Annotated in this window: 15 protein-coding genes and 1 tRNA gene; 8 read left to right on the forward strand and 8 right to left on the reverse strand. The window is 71.4% G+C overall.

The features are described 5' to 3' along the window. Positions 1 to 8: 8 nt before the first annotated feature. From efeB to ACFY3J_RS08010, 4 genes are all read left to right on the forward strand, one after another. Positions 9 to 1,307, forward strand: a complete 1,299-nt coding sequence (gene efeB / locus ACFY3J_RS07995; RefSeq protein ID WP_390840547.1) for an iron uptake transporter deferrochelatase/peroxidase subunit — start codon at positions 9 to 11, stop codon at positions 1,305 to 1,307. A gap of 108 nt (positions 1,308 to 1,415) precedes the next feature. Beyond that, positions 1,416 to 2,348, forward strand: a complete 933-nt coding sequence (pheA, locus tag ACFY3J_RS08000; RefSeq protein ID WP_225076398.1) for a prephenate dehydratase — start codon at positions 1,416 to 1,418, stop codon at positions 2,346 to 2,348. A gap of 539 nt (positions 2,349 to 2,887) precedes the next feature. After that, positions 2,888 to 4,165: a serine--tRNA ligase gene (gene serS, locus ACFY3J_RS08005; RefSeq protein WP_384174245.1), complete on the forward strand. Its 1,278-nt coding sequence runs from the start codon at positions 2,888 to 2,890 to the stop codon at positions 4,163 to 4,165. After that, positions 4,162 to 4,974 carry an HAD family hydrolase gene (locus ACFY3J_RS08010; protein ID WP_390840548.1) on the forward strand — a complete coding sequence of 271 codons (813 nt, stop codon included), beginning with the start codon at positions 4,162 to 4,164 and terminating at the stop codon, positions 4,972 to 4,974. The genes serS and ACFY3J_RS08010 overlap by 4 nt, the downstream gene beginning before the upstream one ends. Positions 4,975 to 4,988: 14 nt before the next feature. Here the strand turns inward: ACFY3J_RS08010 and ACFY3J_RS08015 are convergent. The 6 genes from ACFY3J_RS08015 to ACFY3J_RS08040 all read right to left on the reverse strand — a co-directional run bounded on the left by ACFY3J_RS08015 (position 4,989) and on the right by ACFY3J_RS08040 (position 9,193). Then, positions 4,989 to 5,075, reverse strand: a tRNA-OTHER gene (locus tag ACFY3J_RS08015). Positions 5,076 to 5,342: 267 nt separating this feature from the next. Beyond that, on the reverse strand, positions 5,343 to 5,582 hold the full coding sequence (locus tag ACFY3J_RS08020; RefSeq protein ID WP_390840549.1) for a hypothetical protein: 240 nt from the start codon (positions 5,580 to 5,582) through the stop codon (positions 5,343 to 5,345). A gap of 100 nt (positions 5,583 to 5,682) precedes the next feature. Next, complete coding sequence (locus ACFY3J_RS08025; RefSeq protein WP_365423937.1) at positions 5,683 to 6,402, reverse strand: ABC transporter permease; 720 nt, start codon at positions 6,400 to 6,402, stop codon at positions 5,683 to 5,685. Positions 6,403 to 6,412: 10 nt separating this feature from the next. Further along, on the reverse strand, positions 6,413 to 7,324 hold the full coding sequence (locus ACFY3J_RS08030) for an ABC transporter ATP-binding protein (RefSeq protein ID WP_390840550.1): 912 nt from the start codon (positions 7,322 to 7,324) through the stop codon (positions 6,413 to 6,415). Beyond that, positions 7,321 to 8,229, reverse strand: coding sequence for an ABC transporter permease (locus tag ACFY3J_RS08035; protein WP_390840551.1), 909 nt, complete (start codon positions 8,227 to 8,229; stop codon positions 7,321 to 7,323). Before ACFY3J_RS08035 ends, ACFY3J_RS08030 begins: the two co-directional genes overlap by 4 nt. Further along, positions 8,219 to 9,193 carry an ABC transporter ATP-binding protein gene (locus ACFY3J_RS08040; RefSeq protein ID WP_384175046.1) on the reverse strand — a complete coding sequence of 325 codons (975 nt, stop codon included), beginning with the start codon at positions 9,191 to 9,193 and terminating at the stop codon, positions 8,219 to 8,221. The genes ACFY3J_RS08035 and ACFY3J_RS08040 overlap by 11 nt, the downstream gene beginning before the upstream one ends. Positions 9,194 to 9,447: 254 nt before the next feature. On the opposite strand from ACFY3J_RS08040, the gene ACFY3J_RS08045 reads away from it, so the two are divergent. The 4 genes from ACFY3J_RS08045 to ACFY3J_RS08060 all read left to right on the forward strand — a co-directional run bounded on the left by ACFY3J_RS08045 (position 9,448) and on the right by ACFY3J_RS08060 (position 13,866). Continuing rightward, positions 9,448 to 11,226, forward strand: coding sequence for an SDR family oxidoreductase (locus ACFY3J_RS08045; RefSeq protein WP_384175048.1), 1,779 nt, complete (start codon positions 9,448 to 9,450; stop codon positions 11,224 to 11,226). Between the two features lie 124 nt (positions 11,227 to 11,350). After that, entirely contained in the window at positions 11,351 to 11,899 is a 549-nt protein-coding gene (locus ACFY3J_RS08050; protein ID WP_384174262.1) for an RNA 2'-phosphotransferase, read from the forward strand. A gap of 79 nt (positions 11,900 to 11,978) precedes the next feature. Further along, positions 11,979 to 12,890, forward strand: a complete 912-nt coding sequence (locus tag ACFY3J_RS08055; RefSeq protein ID WP_390840552.1) for an LLM class flavin-dependent oxidoreductase — start codon at positions 11,979 to 11,981, stop codon at positions 12,888 to 12,890. Positions 12,891 to 12,957: 67 nt separating this feature from the next. Further along, a complete protein-coding gene (locus ACFY3J_RS08060) occupies positions 12,958 to 13,866 on the forward strand; it encodes an HAD-IIB family hydrolase (protein ID WP_384174268.1) in 909 nt (302 codons plus the stop codon). A 39-nt stretch (positions 13,867 to 13,905) separates the two neighbouring features. On the opposite strand, the gene cydD is transcribed toward ACFY3J_RS08060, so the two are convergent. Both cydD and cydB read right to left on the reverse strand, forming a co-directional pair. After that, the gene (gene cydD, locus ACFY3J_RS08065; protein WP_390840553.1) at positions 13,906 to 17,403 is read right to left on the reverse strand and encodes a thiol reductant ABC exporter subunit CydD; all 3,498 of its coding nucleotides are present in this window, start codon (positions 17,401 to 17,403) and stop codon (positions 13,906 to 13,908) included. Positions 17,404 to 17,462: 59 nt separating this feature from the next. After that, the gene (gene cydB, locus ACFY3J_RS08070; protein WP_384174274.1) at positions 17,463 to 18,467 is read right to left on the reverse strand and encodes a cytochrome d ubiquinol oxidase subunit II; all 1,005 of its coding nucleotides are present in this window, start codon (positions 18,465 to 18,467) and stop codon (positions 17,463 to 17,465) included. Positions 18,468 to 18,477 lie beyond the last annotated feature (10 nt).

Here is an 18,477-nt window from a genome sequence, read left to right on the forward strand (position 1 = left end):
ACCGCACCATGACCGACCAGTCCACCCCGGAGGCCACCTCCCCGAACCCCTCGCCCGCCGCGACCGCGTCCGCGCGGGCGGGCACCGCCGCAGGAGCGGGCGTGTCGCGCCGGCGACTGCTCGGCACGGCCGGTGCCACCGGGCTCGTCCTCGGCGCGGCCGGCACGGGCCTCGGCTACACGGCGGCGCCCGTCGGTGCCACCCCGCTCACCTCGCTCGGCGCCGACCGGGCGAGGTTTCACGGGAAACATCAGCCCGGCATCACCGACGCCCTCCAGGCCCGCGGCCATCTCGTCGCCTTCGACCTCGCGCCCGGAGCGGGCCGCAAGGAGGCCGCCGCGCTGCTGCGCCGCTGGTCGGCGACGGCCGAGCGGCTGATGGCGGGTGAACCGGCCGCACACGACGACACCGACGTGGCCCGGGACGCAGGCCCCTCGGCGCTGACGGTCACCTTCGGCTTCGGCCACTCCTTCTTCGACCGGACGGATCTGCGCGGGCAGCGGCCCGGCGCTCTCGACCCGCTGCCCGACTTCTCCTCCGACCGGCTCGACAAGTCCCGCAGCAACGGCGATCTCTGGGTGCAGATCGGCGCGAACGACGCGCTGGTCGCCTTCCACGCCCTGCGCGCCCTCCAGAAGGACGCGGGCGGCGCCGCCCGCGTCCGCTGGCAGATGAACGGCTTCAACCGCTCCCCCGGGGCCACCGCGCATCCCATGACGGCCCGCAACCTGATGGGGCAGATCGACGGCACCCGCAACCCGAAGCCGGCCGACCCCGACTTCGACCAGCGCCTCTTCGTGCCCGCGAACGGCGAGCCGGCCTGGATGGCGAACGGCTCATACGTCGTCGTACGCCGCATCCGGATGCTCCTGGACGACTGGGAGAAGCTGTCGCTCACCCAGCAGGAGGACGTCATCGGGCGCCGCAAGTCCGACGGGGCGCCGCTCGGCGGGGGCACCGAGACGACCGCGATGGACCTGGAGAAGACCGGCAAGGACGGCACCTACGTCGTCCCGGTCAACGCCCACGCCCGGATCACCCGGCCCGACCAGAACGGGGGCGCGGCCATGCTCAGGCGCCCCTTCTCCTACCACGACGGCTTCGACGCCGACGGCACCCCGGACGCGGGACTGCTGTTCATCTGCTGGCAGGCGGACCCGCTGCGCGGCTTCGTACCGGTGCAGCGCAAGCTGGACCGCGGCGACGCGCTGTCGGCGTACATCCGGCACGAGGCGAGCGGTCTGTTCGCGGTCCCGGGCGGGGCGGCGAAGGGCGAGTACGTGGGACAGCGGCTGATGGAGGGCTGAGCACGGCGGGAGCAGGCGCGATCACACCCGTCACACCCGGTTCACCCGGGGGAGGGGCTTCCGTGAGACACGCGAGCCGGGTCCGGCCGAGGCCATTAGGGTGAGGTCATGCCAGCGAGCTATGCGTATCTCGGCCCCGAGGGCACCTTCACCGAAGTCGCCCTGCGCACCCTTCCCGAGACGGCCACGCGGGAACTGGTCCCGTACGTGTCCGTGCAGTCGGCGCTGGACGCCGTCCGGGCCGGCGCGGCCGAGGCCGCTTTCGTGCCGATCGAGAACTCCGTCGAGGGCGGCATCACCACCACGCTCGACGAGCTGGTCGCGGGCCAGCCGCTGATGATCTACCGCGAGGTGCTGCTGTCGATCACCTTCGCGCTGCTGGTCAGGCCCGGTACGACGCTGTCGGACATCAAGACCGTCACCGCCCACCCGGCCGCCCAGCCGCAGGTGCGCAACTGGCTCTCGGCGAACCTCCCGGACGCCGTCTGGGAGTCGGCCGCCTCGAACGCGGACGGCGCCCGCCTGGTCCAGGAGGGCCGCTACGACGCCGCGTTCGCCGGTGAGTTCGCGGCCGCGCGGTACGGGCTCGTGCCCCTGGAGACGGGCATCCACGACGCGGAGAACGCGCAGACACGGTTCGTGCTGGTCGGCCGGCCCGCTCGGCCCGCAGCGCCGAGCGGCACGGACAAGACGTCCGTGGTGCTGTGGCAGCGCGACGACCATCCCGGCGGGCTGCGCGACCTGCTGGGCGAGTTCAGCACCCGCGGTATCAACCTGATGCTGCTGCAGTCCCGCCCGACGGGCGCCGGCATCGGCAACTACTGCTTCTGCATCGACGCCGAGGGCCACATCAACGACCGCCGGATGGCGGAGGCCCTGATGGGCCTCAAGCGGATCTGCCTCCAGGTGCGCTTCCTGGGCTCGTACCCGCGGGCGGACGGCGACACGGCGGACGTACGGCCTCCGCTGGCCGGGACCTCGGACCAGGAGTTCGTGGCGGCGGCGGACTGGGTGGCACGCTGCCAGGACGGCCGTTTCTAGCCGGTTGTGCCGCGTCCGGCCGGTGCCGTCCGCGGATGCTGGTTGTCCACAGAAGTTATCCACACCCCCCTCTCTCGACCTGGGGACAAGTCGACACCCAACGGGGGGTCGGTCGACAAATCGCCCTTCAGCTCCCAAGATCGGTCGAGGCCCCACAGGTCACCCTTCGTCCACTCGTCTCCTTTGGTTCATCTTTTGGGGCGACCCCTTTCCGCCGAAAGTGGGCATCCGGGCACCTCGAGACAGGAATCCCTCCCTCCGCCCAACGCTTCTGGAGTGATCAATTCCGAAATCCACAGATCTTCCACACAGCCTGTGGATAACTCTCCGGAGGGCGTGGATCCCTGTGGACAACCCCGACCTCAAGTCCCCTTCCGCGCAAGGGAATCAGGTCAACCCGGCACCCGCCGCCTGCCTCGTTCCAGGGAAGCGGGGCCTGCCTCATTGACACCGGAAGCAATTCCTCCATAACGGTATGTAAGGCATGGTTCGGAATACTGGGTCGTGGGGTGGAACGTCGCACCGGTAGCCTTGACCGCGTGATTGACCTTCGTCTGCTCCGTGAGGACCCCGACCGTGTGCGCGCCTCGCAGCGTGCCCGTGGAGAGGACGTCGCGCTCGTCGACGCCCTCCTGTCTGCCGACGAGCGGCGCAGGTCGTCCGGCGTCCGCTTCGACGAGCTGCGCGCCGAGCAGAAGGCGCTGGGCAAGCTCATCCCCAAGGCCTCCGGTGACGAGAAGGCCGAGCTGCTGAAGCGTGCGAGCGGGCTCGCCGCCGACGTCAAGACCGCCGACGCCGAGCGCGACGCGGCCGACGCCGAGACCCAGGAGCTGCTTCTCCGGCTCGGCAACCTCATCCACCCGGACGTGCCCGTCGGCGGCGAGGAGGACTTCGTCACGCTGGAGACGCACGGCACGATCCGCGACTTCGCCGCCGAGGGCTTCGAGCCCAAGGACCACCTGGAGCTCGGCCAGCTCCTCGGCGCGATCGACGTGGAGCGCGGCGCGAAGGTCTCCGGCTCGCGCTTCTACTTCCTCACCGGTGTCGGCGCCCTGCTGGAACTGGCCCTGGTGAACGCGGCGATCGCCCAGGCCACCGCGGCCGGCTTCACGCCGATGCTGACCCCCGCGCTGGTCCGCCCCCAGTCGATGGCGGGCACGGGCTTCCTCGGCCAGGCGGCCCAGGACGTCTACCACCTCGACAAGGACGACCTGTACCTGGTCGGCACCTCCGAGGTGCCGCTGGCGGCGTACCACATGGACGAGATCATCGACGCCGACCGCCTGCCGCTGCGGTACGCCGGGTTCTCGCCGTGCTTCCGCCGCGAGGCCGGCTCGCACGGCAAGGACACCAAGGGCATCTTCCGCGTCCACCAGTTCGACAAGGTCGAGATGTTCTCCTACGTCACCCCCGAGGAGTCGCAGGAGGAGCACCGCCGGCTGCTGGAGTGGGAGAAGCAGTGGCTGACCTCGCTGGAGCTGCCGTTCCGCGTGATCGACGTCGCCTCGGCCGACCTGGGCGCCTCGGCCTCGCGCAAGTTCGACTGCGAGGCGTGGGTCCCGACCCAGGGCAAGTACCGCGAGCTGACCTCGACCTCGGACTGCACCGAGTTCCAGTCCCGCCGGCTCCAGATCCGCTTCCGTGACGGCAAGGCGGTCCGCCCGCTGGCGACGCTCAACGGCACGCTGTGCGCCGTCCCCCGCACGATCGTCGCGATCCTGGAGAACCACCAGCAGGCCGACGGCTCCGTGCGGGTGCCGGAAGTGCTGCGTCCCTACCTCGGCGGCCGGGAGGTCCTGGAACCGGTGGCCAAGTGAGACCCGCCGCCGGGCCGTTCCCCTACAAGCTGATCGCGACCGACCTCGACGGGACGCTCCTGCGCTCCGACGGCTCGGTCTCGGAGCGCACCCGTGAGGCGCTCGCCGCGGCCACCGCGGCGGGTGCCGCGCACCTCGTCGTCACCGGCCGCGCGGTGCCCTGGACCCGGCACGTCCTCGACGACCTCGGCTACCGGGGCCTCGCGGTCTGCGGCCAGGGCGCCCAGGTGTACGACGCCGGGGAGCACCGCCTGCTGACCTCGGTGACCCTGGACCGGCAACTGGCGGCGGTGGCCCTGGCCAAGATCGAGGCGGAGGTCGGTCCGCTGTACCTGGCGGCCAGCCGCGACGGTCTGGACGGCGAGGTACTGGTCGGTCCCGGCTACGCGGTCGCGGGCCCGCTTCCGGCGACGCCGTTCACGGACGTCGCGGAGCTGTGGAGCGCGCCCCTCAACAAGATCTACGTCCAGCACCCGGACCTCACGGACGACGAACTGGCCGACGTGGCCCGCCGGACCGCCGGCGGTTTCGTCTCGGTGACCATGGCCGGTGAGGGCATCGTCGAGCTGCTGCCGCTGGGCCTGTCGAAGGCCACGGGGCTCTCGCTGGCCGCGCGGCGGCTGGGCCTGAAGGCGGCGGACGCCATCGCCTTCGGCGACATGCCCAACGACGTCCCGATGTTCTCCTGGGCCTCCCGGGGCGTGGCGATGGCCAACGCCCACGAGGAGCTGAAGGCGGTCGCCGACGAGGTGACGGCCTCGAACGACGAGGACGGCATCGCGGTGCTGCTGGAGAAGCTGGTGGGCTGAGCCCTCGGTCTCTGCGGAGGATGCACGGATCGAACGTGCGCGGGGGTGACCCCGACCGCGGCTTGAACCAAGCCGGTGCCTTGCCACTCGGCCAATCCTCCGGGTGGGCGGCCCACGCGAAGGGATTCGCGTGCTCGAAGCGGCCGCCCCGGGCAGCTCCCCGTGCGAGGCGGGCTCGACGGAGCCGGTAGTTACTCCGGAGCCCGCCGCGGGCTGCCCTGTCGGGAGCTCGGCGTACTGCCGTGCATCGACATCGCCCAGCTCCTCTCCCAGAACGTGGCGCCGATGCGGTCCGGCGCGGTGAACACCACCACTGTGCCGTTACGACGGCTTCGACGCCACCGAATTACCGGGCGCCCCGGGCCTCTTCACCGCCGCCGCCACCGACGCCGGCGGGCCTTGCTGAAGAACCATCCGGCGGGCGGCTCGTCGGAGCGCCACGGCTGGGGCTCGGGCTCCTCGCGCCGCCAGCGCGCGGCGAGCATCCGCGCCCGGCCGGACGGCTCGGCGGTCCCGGCGGCGCGTATGAAGTCGGCGTCCAGGACGACGTCGTCCCACGTGTCCCCGGTCGTCCCCCGGCCCTCGCTCTCCGACACTTCGCCCGCCATCACGCCCTCCTGCCGCTTCATCCGCTTTGCCCAGTGTGCCCGGGTGAAGGTGAAGCCTCCGTCAAGGCCGGGCGGGACCGCCCGGCCTCGATCGGATGCCTCACTCCTCGCCGGCGAGGGTCAGCGATCGCAGTTTCTGCCCGGCGTACCAGGTGGCCAGGACGGTCACCACCACCAGCAGCACCGTCGCCGTCGGCAGCCCGACGTCGGAGGTGACCATGTCCCCGCCGGCGACCTTGTGCGCCACGGCCAGCGCCCACTGCTGGATGCTCAGCGTGCGCGCCCCGGGCACCAGGGAGCCGAACAACGCCTCCCAGACCAGCGCGTAGACGAGCCCGAAGACCACCGCGTGCCGGGAGACCGTGCCCAGCAGGAGGAAGAGGGCCGCGTAGGCGATGGAGGCGACCAGCGCGGCCACGGTGTAGGCAATGGCGATCTGCTGCCCGTTGCCGTTGAGGATCAGCCCGGCGACCAGGGTCGGCACCGCGGAGAAGACCATGGTCACCGCGATCGCCACGATCAGCTTGGTGAAGATGATCGTCGACCGCTTGAGCGGCTTGGACAGCAGGTACACCACCGAGCCGTCGTCGATCTCCGGCCCGATCGCTCCGGTGCCGGCGATGACGCCGATGATCGGCACCATGGTGGCGAGCGCGAACCCGCCCAGGACGTTCACCGCGGTCTGGTCGTCGGCTCCGGCGAGAGCGCGGACGGCCGCGGCGATCACGATGAGCAGCAGCGGCAGCGCGCCGAGGATGAGGGCCCGGCGGCGGCCGAGCAGGGCCCGGTAGGTGAGTCGGGCGACTGTGGGGTCGTACATCTTCGGCCTCCTACGCCGCGACCAGATACGAGAAGACGGACTCGAGGGACTCGTCGGAGGGCGAGACCGTGTGCAGCCGGATGCCGTGGTCCCGGGCCACCCGCGGCAGCAGGGTCGTGAACCGGCCGAAGTCGACGGCCTGGACGCGCAGCGCGCCCTCGGCGAGGTCGACCTCGATGCCGGACGTCGACGGGTCGGCGATCAGCGCGGCCGCCAGGGCGCGGTCGTCGCTGGAGCGCACCAGGTAGCGGTGCGGCCGGTCGGTCATCAGGCGGCGGATCCTGCGGAAGTCGCCGCTGGCGGCGTGCCGTCCGGCGACGACGACCTCGATGTGCCAGGCGAGCTGTTCGACCTCCTCCAGGATGTGGGAGGAGAACAGCACGGTGCGGCCCTCGTCGCCCATGCGCCGCAGCAGGTCCATCAACTGCATGCGCTGGCGCGGGTCCATGCCGTTGAACGGCTCGTCGAGCAGCAGCAGCGAGGGGTCGTGGACCAGCGCGGAAGCCATCTTGACGCGCTGGCGCATGCCCTTGGAGTAGGTGGAGATCTTCCGGTCCTGCGCGTACTCCATCTCGACGGTGGCGAGCGCCTTCTGGGCGGCCTTGGCGCCCAGGCCGTGCAGTTCGGCGTTGGCGACGACGAACTCGCGGCCGGTGAGGAAGTCGTACATCGCCTCCCGCTCGGGGACGATGCCGATGTGCCGGTAGATCTTCTCGTTGCGCCACACCGGCTGCCCGTCGAGGGTGACCGTGCCGGTGGAGGGGGCGAGGAAGCCGGCCATCATGTTGATCAGCGTGGACTTTCCGGCGCCGTTGGGGCCGAGCAGGCCGGTGACGCCGGGGCCGATCGTCATGGTGATGTCGTTGACGGCGACCACGTTGCCGAACCAGCGGGAGACGTGGTCGATGCTGAGGGTCGTCACAGTCCCACCTTCTTGTAGCGGCGCAGCAGGAGGCCGTATGCGGCGGCGATGAGGCCGAGGACGACGAGGACGTAGACGACGCCCTGTCCGCTGCCCGGGCCGGCGGCGCCGGGTGACGAGGAGGTCGCGCCGAGGAAGGCGGTCTGCACGCCGTCGACGAGGGTGACCGGTGAGAACAGGCCGATCCAGGGGATGGCGCCGGAGTTGTTCCGGGCCTCCGCGATGGCCTGGAGGGTGGAGACGGCGCCGTAGGAGATGACCAGTACGGCGATCACGGCGGCGATGCCGAAGCCGCGGCGCGGGGTGACGGCGGCGATGACGAGGCCGATGCCGGCGAAGAGCAGTGAGAGCAGTGCCACGGAGACGACTCCCTGGGCGAATCCCTTGGTCTGGTCGGCGAAGTCCATCTTGGCCAGCAGCGCGCCCACGTAGAGCACGAGCAGCGGGGCGGCGGTCAGGATGAACAGCGCGGAGGCCAGCGCCGCGTACTTGGCGCGCACGTAGTCGGCGGTCTCGATGGGCCGTGAGAAGTACAGCGGCACGGTCTTGAAGCGCAGGTCGCGCGAGACGGACTGGGGTGCCTGCGAGGCGATGTACAGGCTGATGACGCCCTGCATGATGATGGCGTAGCGCGTGTACTCGATGGGCAGGCCCTTGGCCTTGGTGGCGACCGCGACGGCGACGATGATGGCCGCGGGCACGCACATCACCACGAACAGCAGCATCGGCAGCACCTTGGACTTCACCGAGCGGCCGAGGCCGTAGGCGCCGCGCAGGGACTGCGAGTACAGCGAGCGGCGGGCGTAGGCGCGGCCGAGGCGGGGTCCGTCGTAGCTGCGGTAGCCGATGTTGTGGATGCGGGTCTGGTCACCCGTGGGCACTGCCGCGGTGGGTTCAACCGCCATGGCCGACCGCCTCCTTCCCCTGTGCGTCGCTCTGTTCGTCGCTGTCCCGGAAGACCTCCGAGATGTGGTGCCGTCGCTGCTCCATGCGCACCAGGCCGAGACCGAGGTCCGCGATCACGTCCCGCACCAGGTCGTACGTCTCCTCGCCCTGGGCGGTGAGCAGCAGGACGTGTCCCGCGCCCGGCAGGCCGGTGCCGTCCTGGGTCTCCACCCCGCGCGCGTGGAGCGCGTCGCGCACGGCTCGGGTGCCGTCCGGGTGCTCGTCGCTGTCGGTGACCTCGATGGCGAGGGTGGTCGTGGTCTGGGTGAAGTCGGTGGTGGAGCTGGAGCGCAGGAGCTTGCCGCCGTCGATGACGACCACGTGGTCGCAGGTGCGCTCCAGTTCACCCAGCAGGTGGGAGGTGACCAGGACGGAGATGCCGAAGTCGGTGTGGATGCGGCGGATCAGGCCGAGCATGTCGTCACGGCCGACCGGGTCGAGGCCGTTGGTCGGCTCGTCGAGGAAGACCAGCTGTGGATCGTGCACCAGGGCCTGGGCGAGCTTCACGCGCTGCTTCATACCGGTGGAGTAGCCGCCGATGGGGCGGTAGCGCTCCTCGTACAGGCCGACGTGGCGCAGGGTGTCCGCGGTGCGCTCGCGGGCGGCGGTCGGGGGCAGGCCGGACATGCGCGCCATGTGGACGACGAACTCGGTGGCCGAGACGTCGGGCGGCAGGCAGTCGTGCTCCGGCATGTAGCCGACGCGCTCACGGATGGCGGCGCCCTCGGTGGCGACGTCGAGGCCGAGCACCTCGGCGCGGCCCTCGGTGGCGGGGGACAGACCCAGCAGGATCTTGATGAGTGTGGACTTGCCGGCTCCGTTGGCGCCGACGAGTCCGGTCACACCCGGTCCGACGTCCACGGAGAGCCGGTCAAGCGCGGTCACCCGTGGGAACCGCTTGCTCAGGCTTTCGGTCGCGATCACAGTCACGTCTACGACGGTAGTGATCCGGACCACGCCGGTCGTCAGACCCCAGAGCCGTCTTGGAGTCCCCCTCGAGTATTACGGGGACCTTAGGGGTCGGGCCCCTGGGGGCCGGACGGCCTGCGGAGTCCGGATGCCGGAGACCGCACTGTTGACGACTGGTCTAACAACTGTCACAGTCGCCGGCGTCACGGCACAGCCACGTTCGGCAGCCGTATCCGACCTCGGTGGAGGAGAGCGGAGGAGAAGTGACGATGCTGAAGGGCGCGCGGGAACGCCGGGTGCGCACGGGCGGGGTCGAGCTGTGCGTGGCCGAACTGGGCGACGCACAGCGGCCCACGGTCGTCCTGGTGCACGGCTATCCGGACAGCAAGGAGGTCTGGTCGGAGGTCGCCGAGCGCCTCGCCGGCCGCTTCCACGTCGTGCTCTACGACGTCCGCGGCCACGGCCGCTCCACCGCGCCGCGGCCCCTGCGCGGAGGCTTCACCCTCGACAAGCTGACCGACGACTTCCTGGCGGTCGCGGACGCGGTGAGCCCCGGAAGGCCGGTGCACCTGGTGGGGCACGACTGGGGCTCGGTGCAGTCCTGGGAGTTCGTCAGCGTCCGGCGCACCGAGGGCCGGATCGCCTCCTTCACATCGGTGTCCGGGCCGTCCCTCGACCACTTCGGCCACTGGATCGCCGAGCGCGTCAAGCGCCCCACCCCGCGCCGGGTGGGCCGGCTCCTCGGCCAGGGCGCCAAGTCCTGGTACGTGTACCTGCTGCACACGCCCAAGCTGCCCGAGCTGGCCTGGCACGGCCCGCTCGGCAAGCACTGGCCGGGCATTCTGAGGCGTGTCGAGAAGGTGCCCGGCGACGACTACCCGACCTCGTCGCTGCCCCGGGACGCGGCACACGGCGCCTGGCTGTACCGGGACAACGTGCGGACCCGGCTGCGCAGACCACGGGCGGACGCCCACGCGCACGCGCCGGTACAGCTCATCACCCCGCTCGACGACGCCTTCCTCTCGGAGAGCCTGTACGACGACCTGGAGCAGTGGGCTCCCGGCCTGGTGCGCCGCACGCTCCCCGCCGGGCACTGGATCCCGCGCACCCGGCCCGACCAGCTGGCGGCCTGGATCACCCAGTTCGTCACGGCCACCGAGGACGGGCAGCCACGGCCGGCCGCCACCGGGAAGTACACCGACCGCTTCGCCGGGCAGCTCGTGCTGGTCACCGGCGCGGGCAGCGGCATCGGACGGGCCACGGCGTACGCCTTCGCCCAGGCCGGCGCGCGGGTGGTGGCCGTCGACCGGAACGCCGAGGCCGCGGCTCGCACCGCCGAGCAGTCGCGGCGGCTCGGGGCGCCGGCCGCCTGGGCCGAGGCGGTGGACGTCTCCGACGAGCAGGCCATGGAGAAGCTGGCCGAGAAGGTCGACGCCGAGTACGGCGTGGTGGACGTCCTGGTGAACAACGCGGGCATCGGCCTGTCCGGCTCGTTCTTCGACCACACCACCGAGGACTGGAGGAAGGTCCTCGACGTCAATCTGTGGGGAGTGATCCACGGCTGCCGGCTGTTCGGGAAGCGGATGGCCGAGCGGGGACAGGGCGGCCACATCGTCAACACCGCGTCCGCGGCCGCGTACCAGCCCTCGAAGGCCCTGCCCGCCTACAGCACCTCCAAGGCGGCGGTGCTGATGCTGAGCGAGTGCCTGCGCGCGGAGCTGGCCGGGCAGGGGATCGGCGTCACCGCGGTCTGTCCCGGCTTCGTCGACACCGCCATCACGTCCACGGCGCACTTCGCGGGTGTCCCCGCGGAGGAGGAGAAGCGCCGGCGGCGGCGCGCGGCCCGCCTGTACGGACTGCGCGGCTACCCGCCGGAGAAGGTGGCCGACGCGATCCTGCGCGCGGTCGTGCGCGACGAGGCGGTGGTACCGGTGACGCCGGAGGCCCGTCTCCTCCGCGCGATGTCCCGCTTCACCCCGCGGGCGCGGCGCCGGCTCGCACGGGCGAAGCCGCCGCTGGGTACCGCGGATCCGGGCCAACACCCCTGAATCGGAGACCAGTTGTCCACAGCTTCGCGCCTCTTTCCTGTGGACAACATCACTTGGCTGTGGATCAAACCTCCCGGGCGGAATTGACCTGCGTGATCCGCGTCTCTCCCGGCAGGCTGATGGCATGGACGAAAGACGCACCGTGAAGGTGTCGAAGTACCTCGCCAAGCACCTTCGCCACCAGCCCGAGAGGATCGGGCTCACGCTCGACGAGGGTGGCTGGGTCGAGATCGACGCGCTGATCAGGGCGGCGGCCGCGAACGGCTTCCGGTTCAGCCGTGAGGAACTGGACCACGTGGTCGCCACCAACGACAAACGGCGCTTCGCGGTCGAGGGCAGCCGCATTCGCGCCAGTCAGGGACACAGCATCGGCGTCGACCTCGGACTGCCGGCCGCGACACCGCCGCCGTACCTCTACCACGGGACCGTGGCCCGCAACCTGGAGGCGATCCGCAGCGAGGGGCTGCGGCCCATGAACCGGCATGACGTGCATCTCTCGCCCGACCGCGAGACCGCGACCCGGGTCGGCGCCCGCCGTGGTCGCCCGGTCGTCCTCGCGGTGGACGCGGCCGCCATGCACCGCGACGGCCATGTTTTCCATGTCAGTGCCAACGGTGTGTGGCTGACGCAGTCCGTGCCACCCCGGTACCTGCGGTTTTCCGAGGCCCACTGATCCACTTCAGCCCATCGCCGTCGGCCTGCTGGGGTGACCGTTTCACGTGAAACAGCCGCGTGTGTTTAGGCTCGGGGTCATGAGTCTGCGTCTGAGCACCGTGATCCTTCCGTACCGCCGCTGGCACGAGGGCGGCCGTTCGGCATGGACGCGTGCCGAACAGCTCGGCTTCCACGCCGCCTACACCTACGACCACCTGTCCTGGCGCAGCTTCCGGGACGGCCCGTGGTTCGGGGCCGTGCCGACGCTGACCGCCGCCGCGGCCGTGACGGACCGGATGCGGCTGGGAACCCTGGTGACCTCACCGAACTTCCGGCACCCGGTCACCCTCGCCAAGGAGCTGATCTCCCTCGACGACATCTCCGGGGGCCGGATCACCCTCGGCATCGGCGCGGGCGGCACCGGCTTCGACGCCACCGCGCTGGGGCAGGAGCCATGGACGCCGCGGGAGCGGGCCAACCGCTTCGCGGAGTTCGTTCCGCTGCTCGACCGGCTGCTGACCGAGGACGGCAAGGACGGAGTGTCGCACGAGGGCGACTTCTACTCGGCGCACGAGGCGCGCAACATCCCCGGCTGTGTACAGCGGCCCCGGCTGCCGTTCGCCGTGGCCGCGACCGGGCCGCGCGGGCTGCGGCTAGCCGCTCGGTACGGGCAGGCCTGGGTGACCACGGGTGACCCGAAGCTGTACGAGAACGGCACGCCGGAGCAGTCCGTTCAGGCCATTCGCGCCCAGACCGAGAAGCTCGCGAACGCGTGTGCCGCGGCGGGCCGTGACGCCTCCGCGCTCGACAAGGTCCTGCTCACCGGATTCACCCCCGACCGCGGTCGTCCGCTCGAGTCCCTCGACGCGTTCGTCGACTTCGCGGGCCGCCACCAGGAGCTGGGTTTCACCGAGATCGTGATCCACTGGCCGATCCCCGACTCGGACTTCGCCGCGGACCAGAAGGTCTTCGAGCGGATCGCCATGGAAGCGCCCTCCCAGCTGACGTGACCGAGACAACCCCTCAGATGTGCGAACTATCGCACGATCGTGCGGACATATAGACGACAATGACGCGGTGACCTCAGCGACTCGACGGCCCGAGACCCCGGCCTCATCCCAGCTCTCGACCTCGTTCGAGCCGGGGGGCATCCCCGGCGTTCCGCCTCGGCTGATCGCCACCGATCTCGACGGCACCCTGCTGCGCGACGACAAGTCGGTCTCCCCGCGCACGATCGCCGCCTTGGCGGCGGCCGAGGAGGCGGGCATCGAGGTCTTCTTCGTCACCGGCCGCCCGGCCCGCTGGATGGACGTGGTCAGCGACCATGTGCACGGCCACGGTCTGGCGATCTGCGGCAACGGCGCCGCCGTGGTCGACCTGCACGGCGGTCCCGGCGCCCACCGCTTCGTGAAGGTGCGGGAGCTGGCCCGGCAGAACGCGCTGGACGCCGTACGACTGGTGCGCGAGGCGGCACCGGGCACGGTGTACGCGGTCGAGCAGACCTACGGCTTCCATCAGGAGCCGCTCTATCCGAAGCTGCACATGGAGATACCCGACGTCCTCGCGCCGGCCGAGGAACTGCTGGCGCCGGACGGAGTCGGAGCCGGGCAGCCGATCCTGAAGATCCTCGCCTACCACCCCACGCTGGACCCCGACGCCTTCCTCACCGTCGCCCGCCTCGCCGCCGGCGAGCACGTCACCATCACCCGGTCCAGCCCCAGCGCCCTGCTGGAGATCAGCGGTCCGGACGTCTCCAAGGCCAGCACTCTGGCCCTGTGCTGCGCCGAGCGCGGCATCTCGCACGACGAGGTCGTCGCCTTCGGCGACATGCCGAACGACGTCGAGATGCTCACTTGGGCCGGCCGGTCCTACGCCATGGGCAACGCACACCCCGCCGCGATCACCGCGGCGTCCGGACGGACGGTCGCCAACAACGAGGACGGGGTCGCTGTCGTCATCGAGCGGCTGCTGGGGGAGCGGCCGTAGCGGGCGGGCCGCCCGGGAGGACGGCCCGCGAACGGGCCGCTACCGCGCGCCCACCAGCAGCTCCGTCTGCGTCTCCCGTTCGACCATCCGCCGCAGCGGTCCCGGCAGCGCGGCCAGTTCCGTGTACGGTCCCCGCTGGACGACGCGCCCCTCATCGAGGACGATCACCTCGTCCACGGCCGCCAGCCCGGCCAGGCGGTGGGTGATGAGCAGCGTCGTACGGCCCTCGGTGGCGGCCAGCAGATCGGCGGTGAGCGCGTCGGCGGTGGCCAGGTCGAGGTGTTCGGCGGGTTCGTCGAGCACCAGCACCGGGAAGTCGGCGAGCAGGGCGCGGGCCAGGGCCAGCCGCTGACGCTGTCCGCCCGACAGCCGGGCACCGTGCTCGCCGACGAGTGTGTCGAGTCCGTCGGGCAGGGCGTCGACCCAGCCGAGCAGCCGGGCCCGAGCGAGGGCGTCCCGCAGTTCGGCCTCGGTCGCGTCCTTCTTCGCGAGCAGCAGGTTCTCGCGGACCGAGCTGTCGAAGAGATGCGCGTCCTGGGCGCACAGCCCGACCAGCCTCCGTACGTCGTCGCCGTCCACGGCGTGGGCGTCGACGCCGCCGAGGGTGTACGTGCCCGTCTCCGCGTCGAGGAAGCGCAGCAGTACCTGGGCGAGCGTCGTCTTGCCGGAGCCGGACGGCCCGACCACGGCCACCCTGTGGCCCTGCTGGAGCGTCAGGTCGAGTCCGGCGAGCGCCGCCCGGTCCTGCCCCGCGTACCGCGCCGTCAGGTTCCTGACGGCGAGCGGGAACGGCGAGGCGGGCGCCGGCCGGGGCCGCTCCGGTTCACGGACGGGCTCGGGGGCGTCCAGGACCTCGTACACCCGCTCCGCGCTGCGGTGTACCCGGTGCCGGTAGCGCACGGCGAGCGGCATGCCGAGGACGGCTTCGAAGGCGGCCAGCGGCGTGAGGACGACGACCGCCATGGTCACGCCGCCGAGCCGCCCGTCGGCGACCGCCTGGGCGCCGACGAGGGCGGTCGCCGCGACGGTCAGTCCGGAGATCAGCGCGGTGAGCCCGTCGCCGAGCGCGGTGGCGGTGGCGGCACGCGAGGCGATCCGAGTGAGCAGCCGGTCGGCCCGTCGGGTCTCGGTGATACGGGCGGGCAGGGCGCCCGCGACGGTCAGTTCGGCGGTTCCGGTGAGCAGTTCGGTCACGCGGGTGGCGAGGGCGCCGCGCGCGGGGGCGAGCCGGTGCTCGGCACGCCGGGCCACGGCCACGGCGACCAGCGGGACGCCGGCCCCGGCCGCGAGCAGGCCGGCCGCGAGCACCGCCCCGGCCTCCGGAAGCAGCCAGGCCGTGAAGGCGACGGAGGCAGCGGACACGGTCAGGGCCGCGCCGGCGGGCAGCAGCCAGCGCAGCCAGTAGTCCTGGAGTGCGTCCACGTCGGCGACGAGCCGTGTCAGCAGGTCACCGCGGCGCATCCGGCGCAGCCCGGCGGGTGCCAGCCGCTCCAGCCTCCGGTAGACGGCCACCCGGGTGTCGGCGAGCATCCGCAGCACCGCGTCGTGCGAAACCAGCCGCTCCGCGTACCGGAAGACCGCACGCCCGATACCGAAGGCCCTGGTCGCGGTGACGGCCACCATCAGGTAGAGCACGGGTGGCTGCTGGGACGCCCGCGAGATGAGCCACCCGGAGGTCGCCATCAGCCCGACCGCGCTGCCGAGCGCCAGGCTGCCCAGCAGCAGGGCGAGGGCGAGTCGGCCGCGCCGGGGACCGGACATCGCCCGCACCCGGGCGAGGACGCCGCGCGCGACCGTGGTGGCCTCGGTCCCGGGTTCGACCGGAGCCGAGACCGGTCCGGGCTCCACCGTTCGCACGGGGCGTGCCTCGGCGGTGCGGGCCACGGCCGGAGCCGGCCCGGGGGACTCCGTCCCGTCTAGACGCACGACCCGGTCCGCCACGTCCAGCAGTGCGGGCCGGTGCACCACCAGGAGCACCGTCCGGCCCGCGGACAGCCGCCGCACCGCGTCCACGACCTCCGCCTCGGTCGCTCCGTCCAGGGCGGCCGTCGGTTCGTCGAGCAGCAGGACGGGACGGTCGGCGAGGAAGGCCCGGGCGAGCGCGAGCCGCTGCCGCTGCCCGGCGGAGAGCCCGACCCCGTCCTCTCCGAGCCGGGTGTCCAGTCCCTCCGGCAGCGCGTCCACGAACTCCAGCGCACCGGCGTCGGCCAGCGCCCCGCGTACGGCGGCGTCGTCCGCGTCGGGCCGTGCAAGCCGTACGTTCTCGGCGATGGTTCCCGCGTACAGGTGCGGCCGCTGCGGCACCCAGGCGATGCGCGAGCGCCACTGCTCCAGGTCGAATTCGGCGAGATCGGTCTCCGCGACGCGCACCCGGCCCGCACTGGGCTTCACGAACCCCAGCAGAACGTTCAGCAGTGTCGACTTGCCCGCACCGCTCGGCCCGACGAGCGCGACTGTCTCCCCCGGCCGCACCGAGAAGGACACATCCGTCACCGCGTCCGCGGACCGCCCGGGATAGCGGACGCTCACGTCCTCGAAGGCCAGGGCCCCGGCGGGCACGGCCCCGGTGCCGGAGTCCGGCACCGGGGCCTCCAGCACGGCGAAGATCTCCTCGGCGGCCGCCAGTCCCTCTGCCGCCGCGTGGTACTGCGCGCCCACCTGACGCAGCGGGAGGTAGGCCTCGGGCGCGAGCACGAGGATGACCAGCCCGATGTAGAGGTCCATGTCGCCGCTCACAAGCCGCATGCCGATCGTCACGGCGACCAGCGCCACCGACAGCGTGGCGAGCAGCTCCAGGGCGAAGGAGGACAGGAAGGCGATCCGCAGCGTGCGCATGGTCGCCCGCCGGTACTCCCCGGTGATGCGCCGGATCGACTCCGCCTGTGCCTTGGCCCTGCCGAACACCTTCAGGGTCGGCAGTCCCGCGACGACGTCCAGGAAGTGCCCCGACAGCTGGGACAGCAGCCGCCACTGGCGGTCCATGCGGGACTGCGTGGCCCAGCCGATCAGCATCATGAAGACGGGGATGAGGGGCAGGGTGGCGACGATGATGGCCGCCGAGACCCAGTCCTCGGTGACGATCCGGGCGAGCACCGCCACCGGGACGGCCACGGCCAGCCCCAACTGCGGCAGATAGCGCGAGAAGTAGTCGTCCAGGGCGTCGACACCCCGTGTCGCCAGGGCCACGAGCGAGCCCGTGCGCTGCCCGCTCAGCCAGCCGGGGCCGAGCGCCGCCGCACGCTCCAGCAGCCGTCCGCGCAGCTCGGACTTCACCGCCGCGCTCGCCCGGTGTGCGGCCAGCTCGGTCAGCCAGGAGACCAGCGCACGGCCACAGGCGACGACAACCAACAGCAGCAGAGGAGTGCGGAGTTCGGCGACCGGCATCCGGTGCTGGAAGGCGCCCACCACCACCTCGGCGATGAGCATCGCCTGGGCGATGACCAGGCATGCCCCGATGGCACCCAGCCCGACTACGGCCACCAGGAAGAGCCGGATGGCACGGGCGTGACGCAGAAGTCGCGGATCAATCGGTTTCATGGAGAACATGCCCTTCGGCCCCGAGGGTGTGTTTCACGTGAAACACACCCTCACCGGACTCAGTGCGCGGGTTCGGCGATGTGCTGCGTACCGATCCGCTTGCGGAACACCCAGTAGGTCCACCCCTGGTAGAGCAGGATGATCGGCGTGGCGATCCCGGCGCACCAGGTCATGATCTTCAGGGTGTACGGGCTGGACGAGGCGTTGGTCACCGTCAGGCTCCAGTCCGCGTTGAGCGTGGACGGCATGACGTTCGGGAAGAGCGACAGGAACAGCATCGCCACGGCGGCCACGATGGTGACGCCCGACAGCGCGAACGCCCAACCCTCGCGCCCCGCCTGGTTCGCCACGAGCGCGGACACCAGGGTGACCACCGCCACGAGAAGCGCTACCAGGCTCCTGCCGTTGCCCGTGTGGGCCTGGGTCCACAGCAGGAACGCCAACGCCGCCACGGCCGTCACCAGCCCCACGCGCAGAGCCAGCTTCCGTGCCCGCTCGCGAATGTCACCGACGGTCTTCAGAGCCGTGAACACCGTGCCGTGGAAGGTGAACAGCGTCAGGGTGACCAGTCCGCCGAGGAGCGCGTACGGGTTGAGCAGGTCTCCGACACCGCCGACGTACTCGAGGTTCCGGTCGATCTTCACCCCGTGCACGATGTTGCCGAAGGCCACACCCCACAGGAAGGCGGGGATCAGCGAGCTCCAGAAGATCGCGCTCTCCCAGTTGCGCTGCCAGTTCTCCTCCGGCCGCTTGGCCCGGTACTCGAAGGCGACTCCGCGCACGATCAGGCAGACCAGGATGACGAGCAGCGGCAGATAAAAGCCGGAGAAGAGCGTGGCGTACCACTCCGGGAAGGCGGCGAAGGTGGCACCGCCCGCCGTGAGCAGCCAGACCTCGTTGCCGTCCCAGACCGGGCCGATGGTGTTGATCAGCACCCGCTTCTCGGGCCGGTTCCGGGCGAGCAGCTTGGTGAGGATGCCGACCCCGAAGTCGAAGCCCTCCAGGAAGAAGTAGCCGGTCCACAGGACGGCGATGAGGACGAACCAGACGTCGTGCAGTTCCATGGCTGTGCAG

The sequence above is a fragment of the Streptomyces sp. NPDC001231 genome (assembly GCF_042896885.1).
In the GTDB taxonomy this organism is placed as follows: Bacteria; Actinomycetota; Actinomycetes; order Streptomycetales; family Streptomycetaceae; genus Streptomyces.

Bases quoted from the DNA above. Each gene is read 5' to 3' on its own strand.
- efeB (WP_390840547.1), top strand. From the start codon at position 9: ATGACCGACCAGTCCACCCCGGAGGCCACCTCCCCGAACCCCTCGCCC.
- pheA (WP_225076398.1), top strand. From the start codon at position 1,416: ATGCCAGCGAGCTATGCGTATCTCGGCCCCGAGGGCACCTTCACCGAA.
- ACFY3J_RS08020 (WP_390840549.1), bottom strand. From the start codon at position 5,582: ATGGCGGGCGAAGTGTCGGAGAGCGAGGGCCGGGGGACGACCGGGGAC.
- ACFY3J_RS08025 (WP_365423937.1), bottom strand. From the start codon at position 6,402: ATGTACGACCCCACAGTCGCCCGACTCACCTACCGGGCCCTGCTCGGC.
- ACFY3J_RS08035 (WP_390840551.1), bottom strand. From the start codon at position 8,229: ATGGCGGTTGAACCCACCGCGGCAGTGCCCACGGGTGACCAGACCCGC.
- ACFY3J_RS08045 (WP_384175048.1), top strand. From the start codon at position 9,448: ATGCTGAAGGGCGCGCGGGAACGCCGGGTGCGCACGGGCGGGGTCGAG.
- ACFY3J_RS08050 (WP_384174262.1), top strand. From the start codon at position 11,351: ATGGACGAAAGACGCACCGTGAAGGTGTCGAAGTACCTCGCCAAGCAC.
- ACFY3J_RS08055 (WP_390840552.1), top strand. From the start codon at position 11,979: ATGAGTCTGCGTCTGAGCACCGTGATCCTTCCGTACCGCCGCTGGCAC.
- cydD (WP_390840553.1), bottom strand. From the start codon at position 17,403: ATGAAACCGATTGATCCGCGACTTCTGCGTCACGCCCGTGCCATCCGG.
- cydB (WP_384174274.1), bottom strand. From the start codon at position 18,467: ATGGAACTGCACGACGTCTGGTTCGTCCTCATCGCCGTCCTGTGGACC.